The 21,751-nt window shown below is 61.2% G+C and carries 18 protein-coding genes, 1 tRNA gene and 1 pseudogene; 13 read left to right on the top strand and 7 right to left on the bottom strand.

Translation table 11 applies throughout. The features are described from left to right. Window positions 1-183: 183 nt before the first annotated feature. The 5 genes from D7I37_RS09735 to lptF all read right to left on the bottom strand — a co-directional run bounded on the left by D7I37_RS09735 (window position 184) and on the right by lptF (window position 3,776). Entirely contained in the window at window positions 184-564 is a 381-nt protein-coding gene (locus tag D7I37_RS09735) for a putative T6SS immunity periplasmic lipoprotein (RefSeq protein WP_129543612.1), read from the bottom strand. Beyond that, window positions 561-1,082 carry a type IV secretion protein Rhs gene (locus tag D7I37_RS09730; RefSeq protein WP_129543611.1) on the bottom strand — a complete coding sequence of 174 codons (522 nt, stop codon included), beginning with the start codon at window positions 1,080-1,082 and terminating at the stop codon, window positions 561-563. Before D7I37_RS09730 ends, D7I37_RS09735 begins: the two co-directional genes overlap by 4 nt. A 212-nt stretch (window positions 1,083-1,294) precedes the next feature. After that, window positions 1,295-1,379 (bottom strand) — tRNA-Leu (locus D7I37_RS09725). Between the two features lie 232 nt (window positions 1,380-1,611). Continuing rightward, the gene (lptG, locus tag D7I37_RS09720; RefSeq protein ID WP_095095541.1) at window positions 1,612-2,682 is read right to left on the bottom strand and encodes an LPS export ABC transporter permease LptG; all 1,071 of its coding nucleotides are present in this window, start codon (window positions 2,680-2,682) and stop codon (window positions 1,612-1,614) included. Further along, window positions 2,682-3,776 (bottom strand): LPS export ABC transporter permease LptF, encoded by a 1,095-nt coding sequence (lptF, locus tag D7I37_RS09715; RefSeq protein WP_061800568.1) that lies wholly within the window; start codon window positions 3,774-3,776, stop codon window positions 2,682-2,684. The genes lptG and lptF overlap by 1 nt, the downstream gene beginning before the upstream one ends. A 281-nt stretch (window positions 3,777-4,057) precedes the next feature. Between lptF and pepA the strand changes: the two genes are divergently transcribed. The 5 genes from pepA (at window position 4,058) to D7I37_RS09690 (ending at window position 11,755) form a co-directional block, all read left to right on the top strand. Next, complete coding sequence (pepA, locus tag D7I37_RS09710) at window positions 4,058-5,569, top strand: leucyl aminopeptidase (protein ID WP_061800569.1); 1,512 nt, start codon at window positions 4,058-4,060, stop codon at window positions 5,567-5,569. 307 nt (window positions 5,570-5,876) lie between these two features. Then, a complete protein-coding gene (locus tag D7I37_RS09705) occupies window positions 5,877-6,326 on the top strand; it encodes a DNA polymerase III subunit chi (RefSeq protein ID WP_095095538.1) in 450 nt (149 codons plus the stop codon). A gap of 13 nt (window positions 6,327-6,339) precedes the next feature. Next, the gene (locus D7I37_RS09700; protein WP_129543610.1) at window positions 6,340-9,216 is read left to right on the top strand and encodes a valine--tRNA ligase; all 2,877 of its coding nucleotides are present in this window, start codon (window positions 6,340-6,342) and stop codon (window positions 9,214-9,216) included. A 199-nt stretch (window positions 9,217-9,415) separates the two neighbouring features. Next, complete coding sequence (locus D7I37_RS09695; RefSeq protein WP_129543609.1) at window positions 9,416-9,919, top strand: GNAT family N-acetyltransferase; 504 nt, start codon at window positions 9,416-9,418, stop codon at window positions 9,917-9,919. A 228-nt stretch (window positions 9,920-10,147) separates the two neighbouring features. After that, window positions 10,148-11,755 (top strand): GMC family oxidoreductase, encoded by a 1,608-nt coding sequence (locus D7I37_RS09690; RefSeq protein ID WP_095095532.1) that lies wholly within the window; start codon window positions 10,148-10,150, stop codon window positions 11,753-11,755. A 16-nt stretch (window positions 11,756-11,771) separates the two neighbouring features. On the opposite strand, the gene miaE is transcribed toward D7I37_RS09690, so the two are convergent. Both miaE and rraB read right to left on the bottom strand, forming a co-directional pair. After that, window positions 11,772-12,536 (bottom strand): tRNA isopentenyl-2-thiomethyl-A-37 hydroxylase MiaE, encoded by a 765-nt coding sequence (gene miaE / locus D7I37_RS09685; RefSeq protein WP_061800578.1) that lies wholly within the window; start codon window positions 12,534-12,536, stop codon window positions 11,772-11,774. 42 nt (window positions 12,537-12,578) lie between these two features. Continuing rightward, complete coding sequence (gene rraB / locus D7I37_RS09680) at window positions 12,579-13,007, bottom strand: ribonuclease E inhibitor RraB (protein ID WP_061800579.1); 429 nt, start codon at window positions 13,005-13,007, stop codon at window positions 12,579-12,581. 162 nt (window positions 13,008-13,169) lie between these two features. Here rraB and argF point away from each other — a divergent pair. The 8 genes and pseudogenes from argF to D7I37_RS09640 all read left to right on the top strand — a co-directional run bounded on the left by argF (window position 13,170) and on the right by D7I37_RS09640 (window position 21,745). Beyond that, window positions 13,170-14,188 (top strand): annotated as a pseudogene (gene argF / locus D7I37_RS09675) (ornithine carbamoyltransferase). A gap of 235 nt (window positions 14,189-14,423) precedes the next feature. Next, on the top strand, window positions 14,424-15,992 hold the full coding sequence (locus tag D7I37_RS09670; protein ID WP_129543608.1) for an ABC transporter substrate-binding protein: 1,569 nt from the start codon (window positions 14,424-14,426) through the stop codon (window positions 15,990-15,992). 286 nt (window positions 15,993-16,278) lie between these two features. Next, window positions 16,279-17,214 (top strand): aspartate carbamoyltransferase, encoded by a 936-nt coding sequence (pyrB, locus tag D7I37_RS09665; protein ID WP_129543607.1) that lies wholly within the window; start codon window positions 16,279-16,281, stop codon window positions 17,212-17,214. A gap of 13 nt (window positions 17,215-17,227) precedes the next feature. After that, on the top strand, window positions 17,228-17,692 hold the full coding sequence (pyrI, locus tag D7I37_RS09660; protein WP_061800584.1) for an aspartate carbamoyltransferase regulatory subunit: 465 nt from the start codon (window positions 17,228-17,230) through the stop codon (window positions 17,690-17,692). Between the two features lie 275 nt (window positions 17,693-17,967). Further along, a complete protein-coding gene (gene ridA, locus D7I37_RS09655) occupies window positions 17,968-18,354 on the top strand; it encodes a 2-iminobutanoate/2-iminopropanoate deaminase (protein WP_073970355.1) in 387 nt (128 codons plus the stop codon). 240 nt (window positions 18,355-18,594) lie between these two features. Continuing rightward, window positions 18,595-20,031 (top strand): circularly permuted type 2 ATP-grasp protein, encoded by a 1,437-nt coding sequence (locus tag D7I37_RS09650; RefSeq protein WP_061799793.1) that lies wholly within the window; start codon window positions 18,595-18,597, stop codon window positions 20,029-20,031. After that, window positions 20,025-20,954: an alpha-E domain-containing protein gene (locus D7I37_RS09645; protein ID WP_095095527.1), complete on the top strand. Its 930-nt coding sequence runs from the start codon at window positions 20,025-20,027 to the stop codon at window positions 20,952-20,954. Before D7I37_RS09650 ends, D7I37_RS09645 begins: the two co-directional genes overlap by 7 nt. Beyond that, window positions 20,951-21,745 carry a transglutaminase family protein gene (locus D7I37_RS09640; protein WP_061799796.1) on the top strand — a complete coding sequence of 265 codons (795 nt, stop codon included), beginning with the start codon at window positions 20,951-20,953 and terminating at the stop codon, window positions 21,743-21,745. Before D7I37_RS09645 ends, D7I37_RS09640 begins: the two co-directional genes overlap by 4 nt. The last annotated feature ends 6 nt before the right edge of the window (window positions 21,746-21,751 follow it).

The raw sequence follows: 21,751 nt of genomic DNA, 5'->3' as shown, positions 1-21,751 counted from the left end.
TATAATGCCGGCATTCTGTTTCTGAATGAAACGGGATTTTGAGCCAAGGCTAATAAATTATGGTTGAGCACTAGTTGTCGCAGGTTATCTTTATCCTATGATGCCAAATATCTTCACTATAAAATAGCTTTTGGGTCAAATAACACCTTACCTAGCTAATAATTAACATTGTCACATTAAAACCTAATACGGCTCCAACATAACCTCCTCACCCCGTTTCCACACGATAAACCTTGCTTCGTAAGGATGCAAAGGCGTACTGACAATAACACTGTATCCTTCACCAGCGATAAAGTCATACTCACCAATGCCGGGAACACACTTCCCCGGTTCCAACGCGACGGGCGTGTTTGCATATGATTTTTCATAGACATAATCATCGTTGCCATACTTCCATATGGCTACCTTGAGAATGGACTCCTCTCTTTCCATGTCATTCTTATCGACAAAAACGCAGATCTTGCTGCCGACAGCCGTTGCTTTTGCCGGGCGTAAATTGACTTTATCCCCCATAGGGCATCCAGAGATAAAAAGAGGAATAAAGAGCAAGAGGAATTTTTTCATAGTGGCAGCCCTGCGCTTCTGATTATGGGTTGAAATTTTGACAATGTACTTCTGTCTACTATCCCTGAGTAATTCCTACCGTATAAACCGATAAAATCGCTAACGCCAAACTTCTTAAGATAGAAATAGTCTGCAATTATCGATGCTTGCTGTTCCATACTATACTCACGCAACAGCAACCGATCGAGCCGATATTGATAGCTCACCGCCCAACTGAGAAGCCCACGGGTACGCACCCACATGCCTCTTTGATGCTGCCACACATGTGCCATCTCGTGGATAAAAAGGTGCTGTGCCAAATGATGCACCGTAAAATCAGGTCGGTATAAAGCTCTGCGAAAGTACAACTCCCCATTCGGGCTCATCGCCGTGTACTGATTCTGTAGCCCAAACGGCAAGTAGCTGTCGCAGTGAACCAACACACTCTGATAGAAAATGGTGCTGCCAAACACCGAGCGTGCCGGATTGACTTCGCCCGGCGTTAACGCCCGCGTGATTCCTTCCTGTTGTGGCTCCATCCTGGAACTCCTTGATCCGAAAGAGTTCAATGAAACGTCATTTTAGCCTTTAAGGTCAATCAGATAGGCCTTAGGAAAACATCAGGAAGATCCGTTTTTTACTGAAATGGGAAATGCGTCAATACAGAGTAAAGTGGGCAAGTAGAGGCGGCGGGCAGATTCCAGGCACAAAAAAACCACCTTTCGGTGGCTTCTTGTTCGCGCTGTACTAATGGTGCCGAAGGCCGGACTCGAACCGGCACGTATCTCTACGGTTGATTTTGAATCAACTGCGTCTACCGATTTCGCCACTTCGGCACTGAAGTAGTATGCGGAAAACGGGTGCATTATACCTTCCAGCGATCCGTGCGCAACACTTATCCGTTGTTCAATGAGTTAAGTGTTGAAAAAAGCGCCGACCGGGCCGCGTCGGGCGCTTTGCCCAATATCGCCGCCGGCCCCAAATTCGCCCCTCAGCCCGCGCTGCGCGCACCAAACGAAAAAGGCGCAGCCCAACGGCCGCGCCTTTCAACCATGCCCTGCTGCCCCGTTACCGGCGTTTCAGCAGCATATATACGCTGATCAGCAGGAACAGCATGCTCGGCAGCAGCGCGCCCAGCACCGGCGGCATGTTGTACACCAGGCTCAGCGGGCCGAAGATCTGGTCCAGCACGTAGAACAGGAAGCCGAAGCTGATGCCGGTCACCACGCGGATGCCCATCGGCACGCTGCGCAGCGGGCCGAAGATGAACGACAGCGCCATCAGCATCATCACCGCCACGGAAAGCGGCGAGAAGATTTTGCTCCACATGTTCAGCTGGTAGCGGTTGGCTTCCTGGCCGCTCTGCTTCAGGTACTTCACGTAGTTGTGCAGCCCGCTGATGGAAAGCGAGGTCGGATCCAGCGCCACCACGCCCAGCTTGTCCGGGGTCAGGTTGGTTTTCCATTCGCCGGTCAGCGTCTGGGTGCCGGTCACCTGTTTTTCGTTGGTCAGGTCGGAGGTATCCACCTGCGAAAGCTTCCACACCCCGTCTTCAAAGCTGGCGGTGGCGGCGTAGCGCACCGTCTCCAGCCTGCGCTGGTCGTTGAAGTGGTAGATGTTCACGCCGGAAAGCTCTTTCTCGCCGGAGACGCGCTCGATGTAGATGAAGTCGTTGCCGTCCTTCGCCCACAGCCCGCTCTTGGTGGAAAGCAGCGAACCGCCGTACATCTGCTGCGCGCGGTAGTTGCGCGCCATCTGGTCGCCCTGCGGCGCCACCCACTCGCCGATCGCCATGGTCAGCAACACCAGCGGAATGGCGGTTTTCATCACCGAGCCGGCGATCTGCATGCGGGTAAAGCCGGAGGCCTGCATCACCACCAGTTCGCTGCGCGTCGCCAACTGGCCCAGGCCGAGCAGCGCGCCCAGCAGCGCCGCCATCGGGAAGAAGGTCTCGATGTCTTTCGGCACGCTCAGCAGGGTAAACATGCCGGCGCCCAGTGCGGAGTAATCGCCCTGGCCCACCTTGCGCAGCTGGTCAACGAACTTGATGATGCCGGACAACGACACCAGCATGAACAGCGTCATGATGATGGTGTTGAAAATCGTTTTGCCGATATAACGGTCCAGTACGCCAAACATCAGGCCGCTCCTCTCAGGCGTGCGCGCAGCTTGCGCATCGGCACGGTATCCCACAGGTTCAGCGCCAGCGCGATGACGAAGTAAACGGCGTTAACCGTCCACAGCCAGATCATCGGGTCCAGCTTGCCCTTGCCGGCGTTGGAGCGCAGCGAGGTCTGCAGCAGGAAGAAAATCAAATACAGCAGGATGGCCGGCAGCATGCTCAGCACGCGGCCCTGGCGCGGGTTCACCACGCTGAGCGGCACCACCAGCAGCGCCATCAGCACCACCGAAAGCACCAGCGTCAGGCGCCAGTGGAACTCGGCGCGGGCGTCCGGATCCTCGGATGCCCACAGCGTCTGCATCGACATCTGCTCGGCCTCGGAGTTGTCCACCGCCACCGTGCGGTGGCCCACCACCGCCTTGTAGTCTTTGAAGTCGGTAATGCGGAAGTCGCGCAGCAGCGCGGTGCCCTCGAAGCGGGTGCCCTTGTCGAGCGTCACCACCTGCGAGCCGTCTTTCTGCTGAATGATGTTGCCGTGCTCGGCCACCACCACCGAAGGGCGCTGGTTGCCGTTCGGCCGCAGCTGCGCCAGGAACACGTCATTGAAGGTGCTGCCCTTCACGTTGCCGATGAACAGCACCGCGTTGCCGTCCTGCGAAGGCTTGAACTGCCCTTCCGCCAGCCCGGCGATGCTCGGGTTGGCCTTCGCTTCGCTCACCACCACATCCTGGTAGCGCGAGGCCATCGGCCCGGCCCAAAACACGTTCACCGCGGCGACCGCGGAGGTGAGCAGCGCCAGTATCATGGCGGCGATAATCAGGGTGCGTTTGCCCAGCCCGCAGGCGTGCATAACGGTGATTTCGCTTTCGGTATACAACCGCCCAAGCGTCATCAACAAGCCGAGAAACAGGCTTAAAGGCAGGATTAGCTGCGCCATCTTCGGCACACCCAATGCGAGCAGAGAAAGTACTAAGTTTGTCGGGACATCGCCGTCCACCGCGTCGCCTAACACCCTGACCAGATTCTGACAAAAGAAGATCAGAAGCAGGATGAACAGGATGGCGATTTGGCTCTTTAGCGTTTCCCGTACCAGATATCTTATGATGATCACGCTTATTACGCCTGTGAAAACTTGTCTTTTTGCAGGAAAATCGATAGTTTCATCGCTAATCCGCCATTTATTCTCATCATATGGCAACCTTCACAGCTAAAATAGTATTACAACATCTAGCGTTTGGGTGTCCTATAGGAACTTGCTTATAGTCGCCAAAACAGAGCAATTTACGCCGTTCAGGTTAACATAGTTGGTTAACTCAAATGGCGGGAGATCGTTACGGAGTTGGTCATTCTAGCCGTAGCTTCCGCCTTTGTCTTTAAGATTCAGGAGAGTGCATGGAGTTCAGTGTAAAAAGCGGTAGCCCGGAAAAACAGCGCAGCGCCTGTATTGTAGTCGGTGTTTTCGAGCCGCGCCGCCTGTCACCTATCGCAGAACAACTCGACAAAATCAGTGATGGTTATATCAGCGCATTGCTGCGCCGTGGCGAACTGGAAGGCAAAGTCGGGCAGACGTTACTGCTGCACCATGTGCCTAACATTCTCTCCGAGCGCATCCTGTTGATCGGCTGTGGCAAAGAGCGCGAGCTCGATGAACGCCAGTACAAACAGGTGATTCAGAAAACCATCAATACCCTCAACGACACCGGCTCCATGGAAGCGGTCTGCTTCCTCACCGAGCTGCACGTGAAAGGCCGCAACACCTACTGGAAGGTGCGTCAGGCGGTGGAAACCGCCAAAGAGACGCTCTACACCTTCGATCAGCTGAAAAGCAACAAGGTCGAGCCGCGCCGCCCGCTGCGCAAAATGGTGTTCAACGTGCCGACCCGCCGCGAGCTCACCAGCGGCGAACGCGCCATCCAGCACGGCCTGGCGGTGGCTTCCGGCATCAAGGCGGCCAAAGATCTCGGCAACATGCCGCCGAACATCTGCAACGCCGGTTACCTGGCCTCGCAGGCGCGCCAGCTGGCGGATGCCTTCAGCACCAACATCACCACCCGCGTCATCGGCGAACAGCAGATGAAAGAGCTGGGGATGAACGCCTACCTGGCGGTTGGCGCAGGTTCGCAGAACGAATCATTGATGTCAGTGATGGAATATAAGGGCAACCCGAACCCGGACGCTAAGCCGATCGTGCTGGTGGGTAAAGGCCTGACCTTCGATTCCGGCGGCATCTCGATCAAGCCGGCCGAAGGCATGGACGAGATGAAGTACGACATGTGCGGCGCCGCGACGGTGTACGGCGTGATGCGCGTGGTGGCGGAACTGAACCTGCCGCTGAACGTGATCGGCGTGCTGGCCGGCTGTGAAAACATGCCGGGCGGCCGCGCCTATCGCCCGGGCGACGTGCTGACCACCATGTCCGGCCAGACCGTCGAGGTGCTGAACACCGACGCCGAAGGCCGCCTGGTGCTGTGCGACACCCTGACCTACGTCGAGCGCTTCGATCCGGAGCTGGTGATCGACATCGCCACCCTGACCGGCGCCTGCGTGATCGCCCTGGGCCACCACATCACCGGCCTGATGTCGAACCACAACCCGCTGGCGCACGAGCTGATCGGCGCCTCCGAGCAGGCCGGCGACCGCGCGTGGCGCCTGCCGATGGCCGACGAGTACTACGAGCAGCTGGACTCCAACTTCGCCGATATGGCGAACATCGGCGGCCGTCCGGGCGGGGCTATCACCGCAGCCTGCTTCCTGTCGCGTTTCACCCGCAAGTACAGCTGGGCGCACCTGGACATCGCCGGCACCGCCTGGCGCTCCGGCAAGGCCAAAGGCGCCACCGGTCGCCCGGTCGCGCTGCTGTCTCAATTCTTATTGAACAGGGCCGGACTCAACGGCGACGATTAAATACCCTTCATCTTTCAAGCCGCAGCGTTGTTGGCCGCATTTAGTTACATGGCCCATCCATGGGCCATGCCCCGTAAGGGGCCGCTGCAAGCAGCGTTCAAATCTGCTCCCGGCAGATTTGTCACCCCAGTCACTGACCTCATGTCAGCTCCTGGGGATGAACGAACTTGCCGCCTAGCTGCAACTTGAAACCTATTGGGTATATAATCCTTTCAGCAGCGAAGGGGCAGAGTTATCTGCTTCGTCCCAAAAGGGCGCAACCAACACGTTGTACCCTGTTTTTTTATAGGCAGCGGTGAATCAGATGATCAAACAGGCAACGTTCTATCTAATCGAACAGGCGGAACCGGCGGGCGCGCTCAGCGCCCATGAGGCCGTAGCCTGCGCCGTTGCCGCCGAGCGTTGGCGTTCCGGCAAGCGGGTGCTGATCGCCTGCGAGAGCCAGGAACAGGCCCAGCGGCTGGACGAAGCGCTGTGGCAGCGCGAGCCCCATCAGTTCGTGCCGCACAACCTGGCCGGCGAAGGGCCGCACTACGGCGCCCCGGTGGAGCTGTGCTGGCCCGGCAAACGCGGCAATGCCCCGCGCGATCTGCTGATCGCCCTGCTGCCGCAGTTTGCAGATTTTGCTACCGCTTTCCATGAAGTGGTAGACTTCGTCCCTTACGAAGACACCCTGAAACAGTTGGCGCGCGACCGTTACAAAGCCTATCGCAGCGTCGGCTTCCATTTGACCACGGCTACGCCGCCAACTCACTGAACAACGATATACAATGGAAAAGACAAACAGTCAGCTCGACACCGCATACGACCCAAAACAGATCGAACAGAAGCTGTACGATCACTGGGAAGGCCAGGGTTACTTCAAGCCGAACGGCGACACCGGCCAGGAAAGCTTCTGCATCATGATCCCGCCGCCGAACGTCACCGGCAGCCTGCACATGGGCCACGCGTTCCAGCAGACCATCATGGACACCATGATCCGCTACCAGCGCATGCAGGGTAAAAACACCCTGTGGCAGGCCGGTACCGACCACGCCGGCATCGCCACCCAGATGGTGGTGGAGCGCAAGATCGCCGCGGAAGAAGGCAAAACCCGCCACGACTACGGCCGCGATGCGTTCATCGAAAAAATCTGGCAGTGGAAAGCGGAATCCGGCGGCACCATCACCCGCCAGATGCGCCGCCTGGGCAACTCCGTGGACTGGGAGCGCGAGCGCTTCACCATGGACGAAGGCCTGTCGAACGCGGTGCGCGAAGTGTTTGTCCGCCTGCACAAAGAAGATCTGATCTACCGCGGCAAGCGCCTGGTGAACTGGGATCCTAAACTGCGCACCGCCATCTCCGATCTGGAAGTGGAAAACCGCGAGTCCAAAGGCTCCATGTGGCACCTGCGCTACCCGCTGGCCGACGGCGCCAAAACCGCCGAGGGCAAAGACTATCTGGTGGTGGCCACCACCCGTCCGGAAACCGTGCTGGGCGACACCGGCGTGGCGGTCAACCCGGAAGACCCGCGTTACAAGGACCTGATCGGCAAAGAGATCGTTCTGCCGCTGGTCGGCCGCCGCATCCGCATCGTCGGCGACGAACACGCCGACATGGAAAAAGGCACCGGCTGCGTGAAGATCACCCCGGCGCACGATTTCAACGACTACGAAGTCGGCAAACGCCACGGCCTGCCGATGATCAACATCCTGACCTTCGACGGCGACATCCGCCAGCAAGCCGAGGTGTTCAACACCCTGGGCGAAGTCTGCGCCGACTACTGCAGCGAGATCCCGGCCGAGTTCCGCGGCCTGGAGCGTTTCGCCGCACGCAAGGCGGTGGTGGCGGCCTTCGAGCAGCTGGGCCTGCTGGCAGAGATCAAACCGCACGACCTGACGGTGCCTTACGGCGACCGCGGCGGCGTGGTGATCGAGCCGATGCTGACCGACCAATGGTACGTGCGCACCGCGCCGCTGGCCAAAGTGGCGGTGGAAGCGGTCGAGCAAGGCGAGATCCAGTTCGTGCCGAAGCAGTACGAAAACATGTACTTCAGCTGGATGCGCGACATTCAGGACTGGTGCATCTCGCGCCAGCTGTGGTGGGGCCACCGCATCCCGGCCTGGTACGACGTGAACGGCAAAGTCTACGTCGGCCGCAGCGAAGAAGAAGTGCGCAGCGAGAACAACCTGGGCGCCGACGTGGCGCTGACCCAGGACGAAGACGTGCTGGACACCTGGTTCTCCTCCGGCCTGTGGACCTTCTCCACCCTGGGCTGGCCGGAGCAGACCGAAGCGCTGAAAACCTTCCACCCGACCAGCGTGATGGTCAGCGGCTTCGACATCATCTTCTTCTGGATCGCACGCATGATCATGCTGACCATGCACTTCATCAAGGATGAAAACGGCAAGCCGCAGGTGCCGTTCAAGACCGTCTACATGACCGGCCTGATCCGCGACGACGAAGGCCAGAAGATGTCCAAGTCCAAGGGCAACGTCATCGATCCGCTGGACATGGTCGACGGCATCTCGCTGGAAGACCTGCTGGAAAAACGCACCGGCAACATGATGCAGCCGCAGCTGGCGGAGAAAATCCGCAAGCGCACCGAGAAGCAGTTCCCGAACGGCATCGAGCCGCACGGCACCGACGCCCTGCGCTTCACCCTGGCGGCGCTGGCCTCGACCGGCCGCGACATCAACTGGGACATGAAGCGCCTGGAAGGCTACCGCAACTTCTGCAACAAGCTGTGGAACGCCAGCCGCTTCGTGCTGATGAACACCGAAGAGCATGACTGCGGCTTCAACGGCGGCGATAAAGTGCTGTCGCTGGCGGACCGCTGGATCCTGGCCGAATTCAACCGCACGGTGAAAGCCTACCGCGAAGCGCTGGACACCTATCGCTTCGATCTGGCGGCCAACATCCTGTACGAATTCACCTGGAACCAGTTCTGCGACTGGTACCTGGAGCTGACCAAGCCGGTGGTGAGCAACGGCAGCGAAGCGGAACAGCGCGGCACCCGCCACACGCTGATCACCGTGCTGGAAGCGCTGCTGCGTCTGGCGCACCCGATCATTCCGTTCATCACCGAGACCATCTGGCAGCGCGTGAGGCCGCTGACCGGCAGCGCCGCAGACACCATCATGCTGCAGCCGTTCCCGGCCTACGACGCCGCGCTGGAAGACGAGCAGGCGCTGAACGATCTGGAGTGGATCAAGCAGGCGATCACCGCGGTGCGCAACATTCGCGCCGAGATGAACATCGCGCCGAGCAAGCAGCTGGACGTGCTGCTGCGCAACTGCAGCGCCGACGCCCAGCGCCGCCTGCAGGAAAACCAGAGCTTCATCGCCCGCCTGGCGCGCCTGTCCTCCATCGCGCCGCTGCCGGCCGGTGAGAAAGGCCCGGTCTCCGTCACCAAGCTGGTGGACGGCGCCGAGCTGCTGATCCCGATGGCCGGCTTTATCGACAAAGACGCCGAGATCGCGCGTCTGGCGAAAGAGATGGGCAAGCTGGATGCGGAAATCGCCGCCATCGAAGGCAAGCTGGCCAACGAAGGCTTCGTGGCGCGCGCGCCGGAAGCGGTGGTCGCCAAAGAGCGCGACCGTCTGGCGGCCTGCAAGGAAGGCAAGGTGAAGCTGCAGGAACAGCAGGCGACCATCGCCGCGCTGTAATTTGCCGGCTTGCGCCAACGGTTGAAAACAGCGGGGATTTCCCCGCTGTTTTTTTATCGCCGTTGCGTCTGGCCCAGCTTCAGTGTTATTACAAAGTACTCATGAATGCCGCATGGACGCCGCCGGGAAATAACCCCGGCGCGTTTCGCGCTGCGATAAAAATAAACCAGGTCTCTGTTAATTTATGGCGAGTGTAAACATGACAACAGCAACCCCAGTGCGTTTTCTGGTGCGCCCAATAACGGCTGAAGACAATGCCGCTATTGCTAACGTCATTCGCGAAGTCTCCGCCGAGCATGGCCTGACGGCGGATAAAGGCTATACCGTCTCCGATCCCAACCTGGACGCCCTGTATCAGCTCTACAGCCTGCCGCGCAGCGCCTACTGGGTGATCGAGGTCGACGGCCGGATCGCCGGCGGCGGCGGCGTCGCGCCGCTGCAGGGCGGCGAAGACGACGTTTGCGAACTGCAGAAAATGTATTTCCTGCCGATATTGCGCGGTAAGGGATTGGCGAAACGCCTGGCGCTGCAGGCGCTGGACTTCGCCCGCCAGCACGGTTTCCGCCGCTGTTACCTGGAGACCACCGCCAGCCTGACGCAGGCCGTCGGCCTGTATGAGCATTTGGGCTTCGAGCACATCGGCTACGCCATGGGCGCCACCGGCCACGTCGACTGCGAAGTCACCATGCTGAAAACCCTGTAAGCGCAGGGCGCGTTCAACGGGGGCGCAGCCTGCCGCGCCCCTTTTTCATTAACATGAACATCAATCAGAAAAATTCGCGATAACCTCGTTTTTCAAGCAGATAAACTGAGCGTAAAATCAACGAGGCAAATTTAATGTGAAGTTCGTTAATAAATTAACGATCGCAAATTGACCACCTTCCTCCCTGCGTTACTCTGCCAGCATCCCTATCGCGCACGGAGAGCTGTCATGTCGGAAAACTCATTTGATTACATTATCGTTGGCGCCGGTTCCGCCGGCTGCGTGCTGGCGGCGCAGCTGATCCGCCGCACCCAGGCGCGGGTGCTGCTGCTGGAGGCGGGCGGCGACGACAATAACCTGTTTATCAAAATGCCGGCCGGCGTGGCGAAGATCATCGCCAAGAAAAGCTGGCCGTACGAGACCGAGCCGGAGCCGCACGCCAACAACCGCCGCATGCAAATCGCCCAAGGCAAGGTGCTGGGCGGCAGCAGCTCGGTCAACGGCATGATCTACATCCGCGGCCAGCGGCAGGATTACGACGAATGGGCCGAGCGCTACGGCTGCGCCGGCTGGGGCTATCAGGACCTGCTGCCCTACTTCAAGCGCGCCGAGGCCAACGAAAGCCTGTCCGACGGCTATCACGGCGGCGAAGGGCTGCTGCCGGTCAGCGAGAACCGCTACCGCCACCCGCTCAGCATGGCGTTTATCCGCGCCGGCCAGGAGCTGAACCTGCCCTACCGCAACGACTTCAACGGCGACAGCCAGCACGGCGTCGGCTTCTACCAGACCACCACCCGCAACGGCGAGCGCGCCAGCACCGCCCGCACCTACCTGAAGGCGGTGCGCGACGAGCGGCGGCTGGTGGTGAAGCTGAACGCACTGGTGCACCGGCTGACCTTCGACGGCAACGTCGCCACCGGCGTGGTCTACAGCCAGAACGGCGGCGCCGAGGTCGGCGCGCAGGCCACGCGGGAAGTGATCGTCAGCGCCGGGGCGGTCGGCTCGCCGAAGCTGCTGATGCTGTCGGGCATCGGCCCGCGCGAACACCTGCAGCAGCTGGGCATCGAGGTGCGAGCGGACCTGCCGGTCGGCAAGAACTTCCACGATCACCTGCATATGTCGATCAACGTCAGCACCCGCGAGCCGATCAGCCTGTTCGGCGCCGATCGCGGCCTGCAGGCGCTGGGCCACGGCGCGCAGTGGCTGGCGTTCCGCAGCGGCGTGCTCAGCTCCAACGTGCTGGAAGGCGCCGCCTTCAGCGACAGCCTGGGCGACGGCCGGCCGGACGTGCAGATCCACTTCCTGCCGCTGCTCGACAGCTGGGACGACGTGCCCGGCGAGCCGCTGCCGAATATCCACGGCTTCACGCTGAAGGTCGGCTATCTGCAGCCGAAGGCGCGCGGCGAGGTGCAGCTGCGCAGCCGCAACCCGGCCGATCCGGTCAAGCTGCAGGCCAACTACCTCGGCCACCCGGAGGATCTGGCCGGCAGCGTGCGCGCGGTGAAGTTCGGCCTGCGTTTCCTGCAGACCGAGGCGCTGAAACCGCTGATCAAAGACCTGCTGATGCCGCAGCCGGAATGGACCCGCGACGAGGCGCAGCTGGAGGCGTTCGTGCGCAACTTCTGCAAGACGGTGTATCACCCGGTGGGCAGTTGCCGCATGGGCCCGTCGCCGCAGGACTCGGTGACCGATCTGCAGCTGCGGGTGCACGGTTTTGAACGGCTGCGGGTGATCGACTGCTCGGTGATGCCGCAGGTGACCAGCGGCAACACCAATGCGCCGACCATCATGCTGGCGGAAAAGGCGGTGGATTTGCTGCTGGGCGCCCCGCAATAACCGAGCGCCCGGGCAATCAGGCGGCGGCGGGCACGCCGCTGTGGAAGCGCAGCTCGCTGTCCGGCGCCAGGATCAGCTCGGCTTCGATGCGGCCGAAATGCGCCACCCGTTCGCTGATGTCGCCGCCGGCGATCTGTTCCGCCAGCTGCAGGTAATCCTGGTAATGGCGCGCTTCGGATCGCAGCAGCGAGACGTAAAAGCGGTTGAGTTCGTCGTCCAGATGCGGCGCCAGCCTGGCGAAGCGCTCGCAGGATCGCGCCTCGATGTAGGCGCCGCAGATCAGTTTGTCGATCAACGTGGCCGGATCGTGGGTGCGGATCTCGCGGATCATGCCCTTGGCGTAGCGGCTGGCGGTGATCTTGCGGTACGCGATGCCGCGCGCCTGCATGATCTCCAGCACCTGCGAGAAGTGATGCAGCTCTTCTTTGATCAACAACACCATTTTATCCGCCAGATCCTGGCCGTAGGCCGAGCCGTTTTTCGGCAGGATTTTGCGGGTGAACTGGCCCTGCCGGAACAACGCCTCCGGCACGCCCTGCGCCTCGTGCAGAAACGCCTCGTAGGGCCGCAGCAACGCCAGCAACGCGTCGCCGCTCTCTTTGTCCGCCACGTAGCGGCGGATCAGCCACATGCCGGTCTGCGCCGCCTTCAGCTCGCACACCATATGGTCGGTCAGCAGCAGCTGCAGGTTTTCCGGGCGGCGCGCGGCGTCGATCCAGGCATCTGGGGTTTCGCAGTGCAGGAAGTTTAAAATCGGGGCTAACAGGGATCGGTATGTCATGTCGTTTATCAGGGGCCGACGAGAGCCGGCCCGCAGGGTTAATTAGTGGCGTTTGCCGTCGTCGTCTTCGTCGATGAAGTCACCGTCTTCGTCATCCTCGCCGTCGTCTTCGCCGTTCGGATCTTCAAAGTAGGTGCCCCAGCCGTCGTAGTTGACGCCGCAGCGTTCCGCCAGCGCCACCAGCTGCTCGACCTGGGTGTCGATCAGCTCGGCGTTCAGGCCGACTTCGCTGATCACGTCGCAGCACATCACCAGTGAACCGTCTTCCACTTCCAGCTCTTCGGCGTCAGTCACTTCGTAGCCCAGCTTGAAGGCTTCAACGGCGGCCTGCTCCAGAACTTCAAACTTCTCGGCGGAGAGATGGTGCTCGATAGTGTAGAGCGCGTCCGGATCGCTGCCGTCTTCCAGCAGTTCTTCGATGATCAGGCGGGTCTCTTCACGTTGTTCTTCCAGCAATTCGCGGTTTGCCATGCCTATATCCTCAAGTCAAATGGCCTTTATTCCTTCTATTTTCACACAGCGCCGACATTGCTTCCACGATAAACGTGAAAGATTTCTCCCTCGGGGTTGAAATTGAATATTCATACATATAAAGTGAATTTTAATTCAATTAAACAATCAGGACATCCGGCAATGAGCACCAGCAACCCGTTCTACAGACGTCACTTTCTGAGGTTAATGGATTTCACCCCCGCGGAGCTGCAGGCGCTGCTGGCGTTGGCGGCCGATCTGAAGCAGGCCAAGCGGCAGGGCCGGGAAAAACGCCGGCTGCAGGGCAAAAACATCGCGCTCATCTTCGAAAAAGACTCGACCCGCACCCGATGCTCTTTCGAAGTTGCCGCATTCGATCAGGGCGCCCAGGTGACCTACCTCGGCCCGAGCGGCAGCCAGATCGGCCATAAGGAGTCGATGAAGGACACCGCCCGGGTGCTGGGCCGCATGTACGACGGCATTCAGTACCGCGGCTACGGCCAGCAGCTGGTGGAAACCCTGGCCAACCACGCCGGCGTGCCGGTGTGGAACGGGCTGACCGACGAGTTCCACCCGACCCAGCTGCTGGCGGACCTGCTGACGGTGCAGGAGCAGCTGCCGGGCAAGGCGCTGAACCAGGTGAAGTTCGCCTACGTCGGCGACGCGCGCAACAACATGGGCAACACCCTGCTGGAGGCCGCCGCGCTGGCGGGCATGGATCTGCGGCTGGTGGCGCCGAAGGCCTGCTGGCCGCAGGCGGAGCTGGTGGCCGAGTGCCGGGCGCTGGCGCAGCGCACCGGCGCCAAGATCACCCTGACCGAAGATATCGCCGAAGGGTGAAGGACGCCGACTTCCTGTATACCGACGTATGGGTGTCGATGGGCGAGCCGAAAGAAACCTGGCGCGAGCGCATCGCGCTGCTGAAGCCGTATCAGGTCAACATGGCGATGGTGAAGCTGACCGGCAACCCGAACGTCAAGTTCCTGCACTGCCTGCCGGCCTTCCACGACGACCAGACCACCCTCGGCAAGCAAATGGCGGAACAGTACGGCCTGCACGGCGGCATGGAGGTCACCGACGAGGTGTTCGAATCGCCGCACAGCGTGGTGTTCGATCAGGCGGAAAACCGGCTGCACACCATCAAGGCGGTGCTGGTCGCCACCCTCAGCGACACGATTTAAAACCTATTGCCGGGGCGCGTCACGCAAAGGCAACGGGGAGCGCAGGCGACATCGCGCTCCCTGCCCCCCTCCGCCCTTCCGGCAACCTTCCCCAATGCGCCCAGGCAATTCCCGGCATATCAAATAACCGCTAGACCTTTGCCAACCTAGGGCTAAGCTTCTACTCTGATGCGAAAAACAACGATAACAAACACTTCTCGGCGCCATGCCTGGCGCCTTCAGGGGATACACATCGATGAAAACCAAAATCTTGCCGCTGTTAATGCTTGCCGCCCTGCCCGCCGCCGCACCGGCCGCGACCCCGCCGAACACCCTGGTGGTGGTGCAATCGCTGGATGACATCGTCAGCCTCGATCCGGCGGAAGCCAACGAACTCTCCAGCATCCAGACGGTGCCGAGCCTGTATCAGCGGCTGGTGCAGGCGGATCGCGATAACCCGGCCAAGGTGGCGCCGGTGCTGGCGGAGAGCTGGCAAAGCGACGCCGCGGCGAAAACCCTGACGGTGAAGCTGCGCCCGCAGGCGGCGTTCGCCTCCGGCAATCCGCTGACCGCCGACGACGTGATCTTCTCCTACGGCCGCGCGGTGAAAATGAACAAGTCGCCGGCGTTTATCCTCAACGTGCTCGGCTGGCAGCCGGACAATATCGACGCGCAGCTGAAGAAGATCGACGCGCATACGATCCAACTGAGCTGGAGCGCCGACGTCAGCCCGGCGGTGGCGCTGAACATTCTCTCTACGCCGATCGCCTCGATCGTCGACAGCAAAGCGGCGCTGGCCAACGTTAAAGACGGCGACTACGGCAACGCCTGGCTGAAAATGCACTCAGCCGGCAGCGGCCCGTTCAAGATGCGCGTCTACCAGCCGCATCAGGCGATCGTGCTGGACGCCAACCCAGGCTCGCCGGGCGACAAGCCGCAGCTGAAGAGCATCATCATCAAAAACGTGCCGGATCCGGCCACCCGCCGCCTGCTGCTCCAGCAGGGCGACGCCGACATCGCGCGCGAGCTGGGCGCCGACCAGACCGACACGCTGAAGAACCAACCGGGCGTTAAGGTGCTGGAGATCCCGTCCGCCGAGCAAAACTACCTGGTGTTCAACACCGGCAACGGCGCCAACCCGCTGCTGAACAACCCGGCCTTCTGGGAAGCGGCGCGCTACCTGATCGATTATCAGGGCATTACCCAGGATCTGCTGAAGGGCCAGTACTTCGTGCATCAAAGCTTCCTGCCGGTCGGGCTGCCGGGCGCGCTGGAAACCAACCCGTTCAGCTTCGATCCGGCCAGGGCCAAGGCGATCCTGGCCAAGGCCGGCATCAGCGACGCGTCCTTCACGCTGGACGTGGAGAACAAGCCGCCGTTCATCACCATCGCCCAGGCGCTGCAGGCCAGCTTCGCCGCCGCCGGCGTGAAGGTGGAGCTGCTGCCGGCCGCCGGCAGCCAGGTGTATTCGCGGGTGCGCGCCAAACAGCATCAGGCGGCGATCCGCCTGTGGATCCCGGATTACTTCGACGCCCACTCCAACGCCAGCGCCTTCGCCTACAACGACGGCAAGGCCAGCACGGTCGCCGGGTTGAACGGCTGGCGGATCCCGCAGCTGAACCGGCAGACGCTGGCGGCGGTGGCCGAAGCCGATCCGGCCAAGCGCAGCGCGCTGTATGCCGCCATGCAGCAAGAGCTGCAGCGCAGCTCGCCGTACGTGTTTATCGACCAGGCCAAGACCGAAGTGGTGCTGCGCGACAACGTCAAGGGCTACCGGCAGGGGCTGAACGCCGACATGGTCTACTACGATCGCGTCAGCAAATAAGCGCCGGCCAATCGATTGCGAAAGCGCAAAAATCGACGTTTTAGCGCTTGCAGTGGCGAAAAGCGCGAGTATAATGCGCGACAATTTGCCAGGAGAAAGCATGAAAAACGACGTTTGTTTTGTTAGCCACAACCGACAAAACCGACTGCCAATCGGCGGCCAGCTGCCGTTGTTTCTCCTGTTGCCAAACCGATCGTTTCAAGCCCCTCGTTGAGGGGCTTTTTTTTGCCTTAAGAATATCGAAAAGAAGTCCCGCGCCACGGGCACGCGTCGAGGAGAGTGAAAAATGGCCAACCCGCTGTATCACAAACATATCATCTCTATTAACGATCTCAGCCGCGAGGATCTGGAGCTGGTGCTGCGCACCGCCGCCAGCCTGAAGGCGCACCCGCAGCCGGAGCTGTTGAAACACAAGGTGATCGCCAGCTGCTTCTTCGAAGCCTCGACCCGTACCCGCCTGTCGTTCGAAACCTCGATGCACCGCCTGGGCGCCTCGGTGGTGGGCTTCGCCGACGGCAGCAACACCTCGCTGGGCAAGAAAGGCGAAACCCTGGCCGACACCATCTCGGTGATCGGCACCTACGTCGACGCCATCGTGATGCGTCACCCGCAGGAGGGCGCGGCGCGCATGGCGTCCGAGTTTTCCGGCGGCATTCCGGTGCTCAACGCCGGCGACGGCGCCAACCAGCACCCGACCCAGACCCTGCTGGACCTGTTCACCATTCAGGAAACCCAGGGCCGCCTGAACAACATCAACATCGCCATGGTGGGCGACCTGAAATACGGCCGCACCGTGCACTCGCTGACCCAGGCGCTGGCCAAGTTCGAAAGCAACCGCTTCTACTTTATCGCCCCGCCAGCGCTGGCGATGCCGACCTATATCCTGAAGATGCTGGAAGAAAAAGGCATCGAGTACAGCCTGCACGGCAGCATCGAAGAGGTGGTGCCGGAGCTGGATATTCTCTACATGACCCGGGTGCAGAAAGAGCGTCTCGACCCTTCCGAATACGCCAACGTGAAGGCGCAGTTCGTCCTGCGCGCCGCGGATCTGGCCGGCGCGCGCGACAACCTGAAGGTGCTGCACCCGCTGCCGCGCATCGACGAGATCACCACGGACGTGGACACCACGCCGTACGCCCACTACTTCCAACAGGCGGGCAACGGCATCTTCGCCCGCCAGGCGCTGCTGGCGCTGGTATTAACCGCAGATTTGGCTCTTTAAGGGGGGAACCGTCATGACTCACGATAACAAACTGCAGGTCGAAGCGATCAAATGCGGTACGGTGATTGACCATATTCCGGCGCAGGTAGGCTTCAAGCTGCTGACGCTGTTCAAGCTGACCGCCACCGATCAGCGCATCACCATCGGCCTGAACCTGCCCTCCAACGAGCTGGGCCGCAAAGACCTGATCAAGATCGAGAACACCTTCCTGACCGAGCAGCAGGCCAACCAGCTGGCGATGTACGCGCCGAAGGCCACGGTAAACCGCATCGACAACTACGAGGTGGTGCGCAAGCTGACCCTCAGCCTGCCGGACCATATCGACGGCGTGCTGACCTGCCCGAACGGCAACTGCATCAGCCGCAGCGAGCCGGTGGCCTCGAGCTTCAGCGTTAAATCGCGCGACGGCGACGTGCACCTGAAGTGCCGCTACTGCGAGAAAGAGTTCGAGCATCAGGTGGTGCTGCAGGCGGATTGAATCTGCTCATTTACCGGACGGCGCTGTTAATCCGCTCGCCACTCCCTATAATGGAATGCCGTAGAGAACGCATGTATTCGTCCCCTACGGTGATCGCACGCAGCCAACGACGCTGCGGTTTGAAAGACAAATGGCATACCCAAAATAATTGGAGTTGCATCAAGGCGGCAAGGGAGCGCATCCCGATGAGCTTACTGGAGTAAGTGATTCGGGTAAGTGAGCGCAGCCAACACAGAGGCAGCTTCAAGTATGACGGGTATATATTAGGAGAAAAAATGTCACGTAACATCAGCACTGAACTCGCCCCGGCAGCCATTGGTCCTTACGTGCAGGGCGTTGATCTGGGCAGCATGATCATCACTTCCGGCCAGATCCCGGTCGATCCGAAAACCGGCGCCGTGGCCGACGACGTCGCCGCTCAGGCGCGCCAGTCGCTGGAAAACGTGAAGGCGATCGTCGAAGCCGCCGGCCTGAAAGTGGCCGACATCGTGAAAACCACGGTATTCGTCAAAGACCTGAACGATTTCGCCACCGTCAACGCCGCATACGAAGCCTTCTTCAGCGAGCACAGCGCGCCGTTCCCGGCCCGTTCCTGCGTCGAAGTGGCCCGTCTGCCGAAAGACGTGAAGATCGAGATCGAAGCCATCGCCGTTCGTCGTTAATCCACGATAGCGCGCACAACGGTCAGCCCAGGCTGGCCGTTTTTATTTGCCAACGTTGAACCATCAACGACCATCCACACCCCCATTCGCCCCGTTTCAAGGCATCCCCACCCGGCCTTGCACCCAAAGCGTGCTTTTTGCCGCCTGAAACGCGCCGTTACGCGCCATTTCCGCCCCTTTCTCACCTTGGCACATTTTATGCTCGATTGATTTACAGCCTGCAATGTCGACGAGGTGACGATGCTGAATATCAATCTGTCCGCTTCACCGTTTTTTGATGAGATGCTTCTGGCTGAGGGGAAACACCGGGGCCATTACGCAGCTTACTGGCATTGGCTGCAGCAGGCCGACCACCAGGCCGTGCAACGCAAGCGGGAAGAGGCCGCGCTGCTGTTTCACCGGGTGGGCATTACCTTTAACGTCTATGGCGAAGACGACGGCGCCGAGCGGCTGATCCCGTTCGACAGCGTGCCGCGCATCATCCCGGCCGCCGAATGGGCGATGCTCGATCGCGGCATTCGCCAGCGCGTGCAGGCGCTGAACGCTTTCCTGCACGATATCTACCACCAGCAGCACATTCTGAAAGCCGGCATCATTCCGGCGGAGCAGGTGCTGGCCAACGATCAATATCAGCCCTGCATGCAGGGCGTCGATCTACACCGCAATATCTATGCACATATCGTCGGCGTGGACATGGTGCGCAACAGCGACGGCCAGTACTACGTGCTGGAGGACAACCTGCGCACCCCGTCCGGCGTTTCCTACATGCTGGAAAACCGCAAAATGATGATGCGGCTGTACCCCGAGCTGTTCGCCCGGCAGCGCATCGCGCCGGTGGAGCGCTACCCCTCGCACCTGCTGCAGACCCTGCGCGAAAGCTCGCCGAAAAACGATCCGACCGTGGTGGTGCTGACGCCCGGCCGCTTCAACAGCGCCTACTTCGAGCACAGCTTCCTGGCGCAGCAGATGGGGGTGGAGCTGGTGGAAAGCGCCGACCTGTTCGTCAAGGACGGCGCGGTGTTTATGCGCACCACCGCCGGGCCGTGCAAGGTCGACGTGATCTACCGCCGGGTGGACGACGCCTTCCTCGATCCGCTGGCGTTCCGCCCGGATTCGATGCTCGGCGTGCCGGGGCTGCTGTCGGTGTACCGCGCCGGCAACGTGGTGCTGGCCAACGCCATCGGCACCGGGGTGGCCGACGACAAGTCGATCTACCCCTATGTGCCGGACATGGTGCGTTTCTATCTGCAGGAAGAGCCGATCCTCAACAACGTGCCGACCTGGCAGTGCCGGCACCCGAACGAGCTGTCGTACGTGCTGGCCAACCTGGAGCAGATGGTGGTGAAAGAGGTGCACGGCGCCGGCGGCTACGGCATGCTGATCGGCCCGGCGGCCAGCAAGGACGAGATCGCCACCTTCCGCGCGCTGCTGCAGGCCCGGCCGCAGAACTACATCGCGCAAAACACCCTGGCGCTCTCCACCTGCCCGACCTTCGTCAACGACGGCCTGGCGCCGCGCCATATCGACCTGCGGCCGTTCGCCCTGAGCGGCGCGGAGATCCGCCTGGTGCCCGGCGGCCTGACTCGGGTGGCGCTGGCGGAAGGTTCGCTGGTGGTGAACTCGTCGCAGGGCGGCGGCACCAAGGACACCTGGGTATTGGAGGACGACGCATGCTGAGCCGCACCGCCAGTGAACTCTATTGGATGGCCCGCTATCTGGAGCGGGCGGAAAGCATCGCCCGGGTGCTCGACGTCACCAACAAGCTGTCGATGATGCCGATCCGCGACGGCGGCGATCGGGATCTGCAGGTGCCGCTCGATCTTACCGGCACCGGCCAGCTGTACGCCGCCGCCTACCCCGAGCTGACGATGGCCAACCTGGTGAGTTTCTTCGCCCTAGACAGCCGCAACCACAGCAGCATCTACAGCTGCCTGCAGATGGGCTGGAACAACGCCCACGCGGTGCGCGGCAGCCTGTCTTCCGAAGTCTGGGAGAGCATCAACGCCACCTGGATCGAGATGAAGCTGATCCGCCGCCAGGGCATCGGCTCGGTCGGCGCCGACGCCTTCTTCGACTGGGTGAAGGAGCGCTCGCACCTGTTCCGCGGCGCGATGTTCGGCACCCTGCTGCGCAGCGACGCAATGTGCTTTATTCGCCTCGGCACCCTGCTGGAGCGGGCCGACGGCACCGCCCGCCTGCTGGGGGTGAAGAACGCGCTGATGGACGGCGACGGCGACCCGGTGCGCGAATACTACCGCATGGACACGCTGCTGCGGGCGGTGAGCGCGCGCGAAGCCTATCACAGCATCTACAAGCAGCAGCTGAGCCGGGAAACCATCGCCGAGCTGATGATCCTGCGCAACGAGATCCCGCGCTCGCTGCTGGCCTGCGTCGGCGACATGGTGCAGCAGTTGGAGCAGATCGGCGGCGACAGCGCCAATCGGCCGCGCCGCCTGGCGCACACCCTGCACGCCGAGCTGCGCTTCAGCAGCATGAAGGATCTGAACCGGATCGGCCTGAACGACTGGCTGGACGCCTTCCTCGGGCAGGTCAGCGGCATTGCCGAAAGCATTCACCACACCTATCTGGAGGCGCAATGAAACTGAACATTGAGCACAGCACCCATTACCGCTACGCGCAGCAGGTGCAGCGCAGCACCCAATACCTGCGGCTGACGCCGCAGAATTCCCGGCACCAGCGCATTCTCTCCTGGCAGCTGACGCTGCCGGAGCACGCGGTGCGCACCACCGACGCCTTCGGCAACGTGCTGCACGTGCTGACGCTCGACGAGCCGCATCAGGCGATCACCATTCAGGCGCACGGGGTGGTGGAAATCGAAGACGGCGTCGACGATCTGGCGCTGGGCCATCTGTCGCCGCTGGTGTTCCTGCGCTACAGCCCGCTGACCCAGCCCGACGCCGCCATCCAGGCCTTCGCCCTGCGCTACCACCAGCCGCAGGCGGTGCTGGCCGGGTTGGAACGGCTGATGGGCGAGCTGCTGCTGAAAATGCCCTACAGCCCGGGCGCCACCCAGGTGACCGACAGCGCCGTCGACGCCTTCGCCACCGGCAGCGGGGTCTGCCAGGATCATACCCACGTATTTCTGGCCTGCTGCCGCAGCCTGAACATTCCGGCGCGCTACGTCAGCGGCTATCTGTACAGCGAAGACTCCACCCACGTCGCCACCCACGCCTGGGCGGAGGCCTGGGTGGAAGACCGCTGGCACAGCTTCGACATTACCAACAACACCCGCCTGCCGAATCAGCACCTCAAACTGGCGGTGGGCATCGATTACCTGGACGCCTGCCCGGTGCGCGGCATGCGGCTGGGCGGCGGCTGCGAGGACATGCGCACCGTCGCCGCGGTGCAGATGATGCCGGCCGGCCAGTAGCCGCTT

Source organism: Serratia sp. 1D1416 (assembly GCF_003641105.1).
Lineage (GTDB): Bacteria > Pseudomonadota > Gammaproteobacteria > Enterobacterales > Enterobacteriaceae > Serratia > Serratia ficaria.
Note: the sequence above shows the minus strand (reverse complement) of the source record. Positions and strands in the feature narration are given on the sequence as shown.

What these genes read in the sequence shown, in the direction of transcription:
- D7I37_RS09735 (WP_129543612.1), bottom strand. Translation starts at nt 564, where the DNA reads ATGAAAAAATTCCTCTTGCTCTTTATTCCTCTTTTTATCTCTGGATGC.
- D7I37_RS09730 (WP_129543611.1), bottom strand. Translation starts at nt 1,082, where the DNA reads ATGGAGCCACAACAGGAAGGAATCACGCGGGCGTTAACGCCGGGCGAA.
- lptG (WP_095095541.1), bottom strand. Translation starts at nt 2,682, where the DNA reads ATGTTTGGCGTACTGGACCGTTATATCGGCAAAACGATTTTCAACACC.
- pepA (WP_061800569.1), top strand. Translation starts at nt 4,058, where the DNA reads ATGGAGTTCAGTGTAAAAAGCGGTAGCCCGGAAAAACAGCGCAGCGCC.
- D7I37_RS09700 (WP_129543610.1), top strand. Translation starts at nt 6,340, where the DNA reads ATGGAAAAGACAAACAGTCAGCTCGACACCGCATACGACCCAAAACAG.
- D7I37_RS09695 (WP_129543609.1), top strand. Translation starts at nt 9,416, where the DNA reads ATGACAACAGCAACCCCAGTGCGTTTTCTGGTGCGCCCAATAACGGCT.
- D7I37_RS09690 (WP_095095532.1), top strand. Translation starts at nt 10,148, where the DNA reads ATGTCGGAAAACTCATTTGATTACATTATCGTTGGCGCCGGTTCCGCC.
- miaE (WP_061800578.1), bottom strand. Translation starts at nt 12,536, where the DNA reads ATGACATACCGATCCCTGTTAGCCCCGATTTTAAACTTCCTGCACTGC.
- rraB (WP_061800579.1), bottom strand. Translation starts at nt 13,007, where the DNA reads ATGGCAAACCGCGAATTGCTGGAAGAACAACGTGAAGAGACCCGCCTG.
- D7I37_RS09670 (WP_129543608.1), top strand. Translation starts at nt 14,424, where the DNA reads ATGAAAACCAAAATCTTGCCGCTGTTAATGCTTGCCGCCCTGCCCGCC.
- pyrB (WP_129543607.1), top strand. Translation starts at nt 16,279, where the DNA reads ATGGCCAACCCGCTGTATCACAAACATATCATCTCTATTAACGATCTC.
- pyrI (WP_061800584.1), top strand. Translation starts at nt 17,228, where the DNA reads ATGACTCACGATAACAAACTGCAGGTCGAAGCGATCAAATGCGGTACG.
- ridA (WP_073970355.1), top strand. Translation starts at nt 17,968, where the DNA reads ATGTCACGTAACATCAGCACTGAACTCGCCCCGGCAGCCATTGGTCCT.
- D7I37_RS09650 (WP_061799793.1), top strand. Translation starts at nt 18,595, where the DNA reads ATGCTGAATATCAATCTGTCCGCTTCACCGTTTTTTGATGAGATGCTT.
- D7I37_RS09645 (WP_095095527.1), top strand. Translation starts at nt 20,025, where the DNA reads ATGCTGAGCCGCACCGCCAGTGAACTCTATTGGATGGCCCGCTATCTG.
- D7I37_RS09640 (WP_061799796.1), top strand. Translation starts at nt 20,951, where the DNA reads ATGAAACTGAACATTGAGCACAGCACCCATTACCGCTACGCGCAGCAG.